This window comes from Klebsiella sp. K47, from assembly GCF_051858335.1.
Lineage (GTDB): Bacteria > Pseudomonadota > Gammaproteobacteria > Enterobacterales > Enterobacteriaceae > Klebsiella > Klebsiella pneumoniae.
In genome coordinates this window covers 1-223 of record NZ_JBPYUI010000427.1, presented here as the reverse complement: position 1 = coordinate 223, position 223 = coordinate 1, and the positions used below count along the sequence as shown (strand labels likewise).

Annotated in this window: 1 protein-coding gene; it reads right to left on the bottom strand. The window is 38.1% G+C overall.

Going from position 1 to position 223, the window contains the following annotated elements; all coding sequences use genetic code 11:
- Positions 1-79: 79 nt before the first annotated feature.
- A partial coding sequence (locus RRF55_RS28650) for a hypothetical protein (RefSeq protein WP_439419393.1) occupies positions 80-223 on the bottom strand: 144 nt, incomplete at its 5' end.

Genomic DNA, 223 nt, shown 5'->3' with positions numbered 1-223 from the left:
GTTGTTTAAGAAAAAATGAATAATCACCTGACCTTATTATTTTAAAGATAATTAAAGTCAGGCGCTGAGCTATTAAAAATTATTCAGTTTCAGCTTGATAAAAAGGTGCATGAGAGCGAGGTAGGGCTGGGCGGCCACGGATTTGATCCGCGATTTTTTCAGCCATCATAATAGTGGTTGCATTTAAGTTACCTGTGATAATCAGCGGCATAATCGATGCATC